8 protein-coding genes and 1 pseudogene are annotated in these 6,398 nt (G+C 69.0%); 8 read left to right on the plus strand and 1 reads right to left on the minus strand.

All coding sequences use genetic code 11. The features are described 5' to 3' along the window. Positions 1-202 precede the first annotated feature (202 nt). From BO39_RS28750 to tnpC, 7 genes are all read left to right on the plus strand, one after another. On the plus strand, positions 203-535 hold the full coding sequence (locus BO39_RS28750) for a hypothetical protein (RefSeq protein WP_043840229.1): 333 nt from the start codon (positions 203-205) through the stop codon (positions 533-535). Between the two features lie 33 nt (positions 536-568). Beyond that, complete coding sequence (locus BO39_RS28755) at positions 569-997, plus strand: DUF6152 family protein (protein WP_245615466.1); 429 nt, start codon at positions 569-571, stop codon at positions 995-997. Beyond that, positions 954-1,481 (plus strand): DUF2214 domain-containing protein, encoded by a 528-nt coding sequence (locus BO39_RS28760; RefSeq protein WP_245615467.1) that lies wholly within the window; start codon positions 954-956, stop codon positions 1,479-1,481. The genes BO39_RS28755 and BO39_RS28760 overlap by 44 nt, the downstream gene beginning before the upstream one ends. Before the next feature lie 83 nt (positions 1,482-1,564). Continuing rightward, the gene (locus BO39_RS28765; protein ID WP_169742901.1) at positions 1,565-1,945 is read left to right on the plus strand and encodes a hypothetical protein; all 381 of its coding nucleotides are present in this window, start codon (positions 1,565-1,567) and stop codon (positions 1,943-1,945) included. A 60-nt stretch (positions 1,946-2,005) separates the two neighbouring features. Continuing rightward, complete coding sequence (tnpA, locus tag BO39_RS28770; RefSeq protein WP_043840235.1) at positions 2,006-2,383, plus strand: IS66-like element accessory protein TnpA; 378 nt, start codon at positions 2,006-2,008, stop codon at positions 2,381-2,383. Next, a complete protein-coding gene (gene tnpB / locus BO39_RS28775) occupies positions 2,380-2,727 on the plus strand; it encodes an IS66 family insertion sequence element accessory protein TnpB (protein WP_043840237.1) in 348 nt (115 codons plus the stop codon). The genes tnpA and tnpB overlap by 4 nt, the downstream gene beginning before the upstream one ends. 61 nt (positions 2,728-2,788) lie before the next feature. After that, on the plus strand, positions 2,789-4,384 hold the full coding sequence (tnpC, locus tag BO39_RS28780; protein WP_043840238.1) for an IS66 family transposase: 1,596 nt from the start codon (positions 2,789-2,791) through the stop codon (positions 4,382-4,384). 106 nt (positions 4,385-4,490) lie between these two features. Here the strand turns inward: tnpC and BO39_RS28785 are convergent, their stop codons facing one another. Further along, positions 4,491-5,675, minus strand: a complete 1,185-nt coding sequence (locus BO39_RS28785; RefSeq protein ID WP_084698663.1) for an FAD-binding domain-containing protein — start codon at positions 5,673-5,675, stop codon at positions 4,491-4,493. Positions 5,676-6,146: 471 nt separating this feature from the next. Between BO39_RS28785 and BO39_RS28790 the strand changes: the two are divergent. After that, positions 6,147-6,398: pseudogene (locus BO39_RS28790) on the plus strand (hypothetical protein); the annotation flags it as partial.

Genomic DNA, 6,398 nt, shown 5'->3' on the forward strand with positions numbered 1-6,398 from the left:
ACGCCGCTTCAGCTCGTTCGCGAACAGCCGGCCGAACCGCAGGCCCCACTCGCGGATGGTTTCGTAGCTGACCACGACCCCACGCGCGGCAAGGATCAGCTCGACGTCACGCAGGCTGAGGCTGAAGCAGTGATACAACCACACTGCATGCTGGATAACCTCGGCTGGGTAGCGGAAGCCTCGATAAGGGCTTGGAGAGGTCATGCGATGTAGGCTGCCACGCCCCTCCGGCCTCGCCAACCTGACAACGCCGCTGCGCGGGCTGTCGCTGCTGCGGCAGGTGGCGGCGATCCACGGCATGCGCCCGGGTGCGGCGGTGACGCTGTCGCTGCTGCGCCGGCTCGCCTGGACGGCGGCGGGCACCTCCGGAGCGGACCTGCTCGGGCAGAGCCTCGCCGACAGTGCTCTTTCCCACATCCCAGGGCTCAAGCAGATCGCCGCCGCCCTGCCGGGCTCAGGGCTGACCGCGCTCCGCCTCAGGCGTCTCGCCGAGGTCGCCGCCCAGGCCTGCTCACCCATCGAGGCGGGACAGTAGTTCTCCACGACGCCTCGCTGGCCGTGCTACTTGATGAACGGCAAGCAATGGGTGGAGGCTCCAGTGACAGACAAGGTATCCAGGCGCGTGCTGGGAGCCGCTGGCGTTTTGGCTATCCTGGGCATGACCGGTCGTCTGACGGGCGCTGCCGCACATCACGGCTGGTCTTGGGCGGAGGACGAGCAGCAGGAACTTCGTGGGACCATCCGCGAGGTCTATGTCGGTCAGCCCCATCCCACTCTCCGCGTCGATGTTCCCGGCGACGGCCTCTGGTTGGTGGAACTCGGAAACCCCAACCAGACCGCACGGGCCGGCTTCGACGGGACCTCGGCCAAAGCCGGCGACACGGTTATGGCTATTGGCAACCGGGCCCGGGACCGAGGTGAGCGCCGGATGAAGGCTGTGCGCCTGCAGGTGCGTGAACGGACCTACGACATCTACCCCGAGCGCATCCGGAGCTGAGGCTCACCTGCTCGAGCTTCTTCAGGGTCTGGCTGCCTGGCCGGTCGCACTGGCTCTCTCGCGCTCGGCCATCGCTTACCCGCTGGTCAACGCCGCTCACATTCTTGCCCTTGCTCTGCTCTTCGGCGGCATCGCGGTCCTGGATCTCCGTATCCTTGGCTTGTTCCGCGGCAGCCCGCTGGGCGCGATTGCAGGACCCTCCGTCCGGGTCGCCGCCTGCGGCTTTGTGCTTGCTGCGGCCACCGGCTTCCTGCTCTTCAGTACTCGGCCGCTCACCTATGCTGAGAACCCAGCCTTTCTCTTGAAGCTTGGCCTGATCGGGCTTGCACTGCTGAACGTTGCCGTCGTCCACGCCAATCCCAGATGGCAGGTCGCGCTCACCGGCGGGGCGGTACATGGCTCTTTGCGTGCCTCAGCGGCGGTTTCGCTCCTCATATGGGCCGCCGTAGTGCTGGCCGGCCGCTGGATTGGCTTTCTTCAGTAAGGCCACCCGAAGAGGCGAGTAGAACGGTCACCAAGTGCCCCATCTACGATGGTTGCGTCGTCGGACGGTTGGTGAAACGTGCGTTGCCGAGCCCTGTGCGGATGGTCAGCACGCCCCAGTGCTTCACGCCCCGCGCGGCGCTGGAGGGCGGAGTGGTGGTGGCGATCCACGGCATGCGTCCAGGCGCGACGGTGACGCTGTCGCTGCTGCGGCGGCTAGCCTGGACGGCGGTGGGCATCTCGGGGATGGACCTGCTGGGACGCATCTTCGCGGACAGTGCCCTTTCCCACTTGCCGGTGCTCAAGCAGCTCGCAAACGCCTTGGCGAGCCCAGGCCTTACCGCTCTCCGCCTGGAGCGCCTTGCCGGGGTTGCCGCCCGTGCGTGCTCGCCCACCGAGCCTCCGCGCAGCAGGCCCCTGAAGGTAGAAGATCCGTACCCATCCGGCGAGGGCCGCCTTCTGTGAGGGATGAGGCTCGCTGACCTTAGTGACGCTCGTAAGGGCGACGCTAAGGACGGGGGCGGGATGGAGATCATCACCGGGGTGGAGCGGCGTCGTCGCTGGCGTGCCGAGGACAAGCTGCGGGTGCTGGCCGAGGCGGCGCAGCCTGGGGCACGGACGTCCGAGGTGGCCCGGCGGCACGACATCAGCCGCGGCCTGCTGTGGTACTGGCGGCGCCAGCTGCGCCAGCTGCGGCAGGGGCGGCTCACGGCAGCTCATGCGCCAGAGCCGGTGTTTCTGCCTCTGCAGGTGAGCGACGCGGTGCCACCCGGGCCCGTGGTACCAGCGGCGGGGGTGGACCCGCGGATTGAGATCGCGCTGCCGGATGGCACGCTTGTTCGGGTGGGGGCTGACGTGGACGCGGCGGCGCTGCGCCGCGTGCTGTCGGTGCTGCGGCGGTGATCCCGGTTCCCACTGGTGTGCGGGTCTGGCTGGCGGTGGGCCACACGGACATGCGCCGCGGCATGAACGGGCTGGCGCTGCAGGTGCAGGAGGCGCTCGGGCGCGATCCGCATGCCGGGGATCTCTACGTGTTCCGCGGCAAGCGCGGCGACCTGGTCAAGATCGTCTGGCATGACGGGCTTGGAATGTCGCTCTACGCCAAGCGGCTGGAGCGGGGACGCTTCCTGTGGCCTGCGCCCGCGGACGGCGCCGTGTCCATCTCGTCGACACAGCTGGCCTACATGTTGGACGGGATCGACTGGCGGAACCCGCAGCACACCTACCGGCCACAGGTCGCGGGCTGATCCTGGTACGACCGGGGTGATTGTGCTGGCGGTGGGTTCGGCCGTCTGATTCAATCCCTCCATGACGCCTGCGCCGGATCAGACCGGAGACATTGAGGCTCTCCGGGCGGCGCTGGCTGCGGAGCGCGAGGCCCGCCTCGCCGCGGAGGCTCGTGCAACGGGCTTGGAGGTCCGGGCGACGGGCGCCGAGGCGATGATCGCGCACCTCAAGCTCGTCATCGCCAAGCTGCGCCACGACCGGTTCGGCGCCTCCTCCGAGCGCGGCCGCAAGCTCATCGACCAGCTGGAACTGGAGCTCGGCGACCTCGTCGCGACCATGGCCGAGGAGGCGACCCGGGCCGAGGGCCAGGGTGGCGACCGGCCAGGAGCACCGCCGCCCCGCAAGCCGGTCCGTGGCCCTCTGCCCGCCCACCTGCCGCGGAAGCGCGTGGTGATCCCGTCGCCCTCCGCCTGTCCATGCTGCGGCGGCAAGCTCTCCAAGCTGGGTGAGGACATCACCGAGACCCTGGAGGTGGTGCCCCGCAGCTGGAAGGTGATCCAGACGGTGCGGGAGCGGTTCTCATGCCGCTCCTGCGAGACCATCACCCAGCCGCCCGCGCCGTTTCACCCCATCGCCCGTGGGCGCGCCGGGCCGAACCTCCTGGCCATGGTCCTGGAGGCCAAGTACGGCCAGCACCTGCCGCTGAACCGTCAGAGCGAGACCTATACCCGGGAGGGGGTGGAGCTGAGCGTCTCCACCCTGGCCGACTGGGTCGGCACCGCGGCCGCGGTGCTCGCGCCCATCCACGCCCTTATCGGGGCCCATGTCCTGGCCGCTGAGCGCCTGCATGGCGACGACACCACCGTGCCCCTGCTGGCCCGCGGCAAGACGGTGACGGCCCGGCTCTGGACCTACGTCCGGGACGACCGGCCCTTTGCCGGGCCAGCCCCGCCGGCCGCCCTGTTCCACTTCTCGCGCGACCGCACGGCCGAGCACCCGAGGCGCCACCTGGCCGCCTACACGGGCATCCTGCAGGCCGACGCCTATGCCGGGTTCGGCGAGCTCTACCGGCCCGACCACAAGCGGGGGCCGATTACCGAGGCGGCTTGTTGGGCGCACTTCCGCCGGAAGGCCTTCGAACTCGCCGAGGTCGCCCGCGCACCTCTCGCGGCCGAGGCGGTGCGGCGCATCGACCGCGTGTTCGACGCCGAGCGCGAGGTCAACGGATCTCCGGCAGCCGACCGCCTGCAGCACCGCCAAACCGTCGTGGCCCCGCTGGTCGCCGACCTCCACGCCTGGATGCTCGAGACCAGGGCGAGGCTGTCGCGCCACAACGACCTCGCCAAGGCGCTGGACTACGCCCTCAAACGCTGGGAGGCATTCACCGGGTTCCTCGACGACGGCCGGATCTGCCTCACGAACAACGCCGCCGAGCGGGCGCTGCGCGGCGTCGCCCTCGGCCGCAAAGCCTGGCTGTTCGCGGGCTCCGACCGCGGCGGCGAGCGTGCTGCCGCCATGTACTCCCTCATCACCACGGCCAAGCTCAACGACGTCGACCCGCGTGCCTGGCTCGCCGACGTGCTCGCCCGCATCGCCGATCACCCTGCCTCAAGCCTCGACCAGCTCCTGCCTTGGCACTGGAAGCCGCGCGCAGCCTCGCTCTCAGCCGCTGCCTGATCAGCCACCGCGGTGCTCGCCGGATGGGTACTACTCATGAGCCGGAACCCACGCTGAGGACCGGCAGGAACCCCGCTGGTGCACGCGAGGCGGAGCTTGAGGGCAATTACGGGGCTGAGGTGCGCCCGGTAACCAGTGGCATGGCACCGGCAGCTTCCTCACGGGTCCGCAGAATGGTGGGAATAGCCTTGCGAACCTGGAAGTAGCCGCGCGTTGCGCTCGGCCAGACGAGGTCGTCCCAGTGTCGCCGCACCCGTCTACAGCCTTCTGGCAGCACCTCCGCCGAGGGACCGACGGGCGCCCATGCGGTGACTACCGGCAGTGCTCCGCTCCAGCCCTCCGTCACCAGTTCGGCCGGGCAGCCGAAGCGCGCCGATGCCCTAACCAGGGCATCGGCCATCGCCGCCTCATCGGCGCGGCGCACCGACTCGGCCGCGCCCGGGGCGTGTGCCAGCAGCCCGCCCACCCGAACAACGCGGGCGCTACCCAGGGGCAGGCTCTCGGGGTGCAGGTCATCGAGGTGCAGCAGCAGCGCCACCTCGCCGCCCGGCAGCGGGTCAGGGGACGGCAGCGGTAGTGTGGCGTGTGGCACGACTTCATCCAGCGGCGCCGGGTTCTCGTCCAGGCCCGATGGCAAGAAGCGACCTTCCGTGTAGCGGCGGATGTTCTCGGCGCGAGCGATGTAGGGCTTGCCACGCGTGTGCAGGCCCGCCACCCAGCGCCAGGACAGCGTGTTGCTGGCCGGATCGCCGTCGAGCAGGTGGCGCAGGAACAGGTCGGCCCCAAGCGCCCAAGGCAGACGCAGAGTGAAGATCCAGATCGAGGCAAACCACATGCGGGCGTGATTGTGCAACCAGCCGGTGTGCAGGAGCTCGCTGGCCCAGTCATCGAAGCCCTCGATGCCGGTACGTCCGGCGACCGCGTCCTCAAACACCTGCCGCAGCCCCGATTGCGTGGCCAGCCGGTGCCGGCCCTCCGCCACCAACCGGTGGTAGTCCGTCCAGATTGAGGGGTGAGTCTCGAGATGTCCTTTGAAGTACGAACGCCAGAAGACCTCCTCAACGAACTTTGCGGCCTCTCCTGACGCGTGTGCGGCAAGGACGGTGTCGATGACCTCCTCCTCCAGCAGTAGGCGACGCCGCAGGTATGGCGAGAGGGCGGTGGTGGAGGGCTGCACCTCAGGGCCGCGGTCAGTGTTGCGCCCCTCGGCATACGCGCGATCCGTCCGCGGGATCGCACGAGCTAGATGGTCGAGCGCTGCGGCGCGGCTGAGGGTGAGGTCGTGCTGCATGGTTGCCATCTGGGGCGGCTACACTGGATGGCCAGGGCGCATGCCCCCGCATTGGCGACAAGTACGCCGGAGGCTAGCTAAGTGCTCGTCTGCTGCGGGGTGACCCACCTCGGATAAGCGTCTGGCTTAGTGACCGCTCTCTAATCGGGGTATTCAGGTCAAGCGTCGGTTTGGAGGCTGCCCGCTGCCGGGGTCATGGTTCTCTCCGGGGTCGATATGATTCGCCGGCCTTGAAGCTCCTATAGCGGTCAAGGGGCTGCTCCGCGGCGGCAATTGGCAAGCCAACGCTGCCCTCTACCAGATGGTCATCGTCCGCATGCGGGCCCACTAACCCACCCTCGACTATGTCCGGCGCCGCATTGCCGAGGGAGAGACTAAGCCCGAGATCATCCGTTGCCTCTAGAGCACTTCAGGCTTGCATGGACTCGCGGGTTCTGATTCGACGCTGCTGATGAAGCAGCGAGGCTGGTGATGACGGCACCCCTGTCGCAGGACTTGCGCAAGCGCCTGGTCCGGGCCGTCGAGGAGGGCGCCTCGGCACGCGAGGCGGCGGCTCGGTTCGCGGTCAGTGCCTCGGCGGCGATCAAGCTGGTCCGGCGGGTGCGCCAGACCGGCAGCACGGCTCCTGCCAAGATCGGCGGCTACCGCAAGCCGCTGCTGGCTGGGCAGGAGGCGTTCCTGCGGGAGCTGACGGCCAGCCGGAAGGGGATCACCTTGGTCGAG

The organism is Roseomonas aerilata DSM 19363 (genome assembly GCF_000711725.1).
Taxonomy (GTDB): Bacteria; Pseudomonadota; Alphaproteobacteria; order Acetobacterales; family Acetobacteraceae; genus Roseomonas; species Roseomonas aerilata.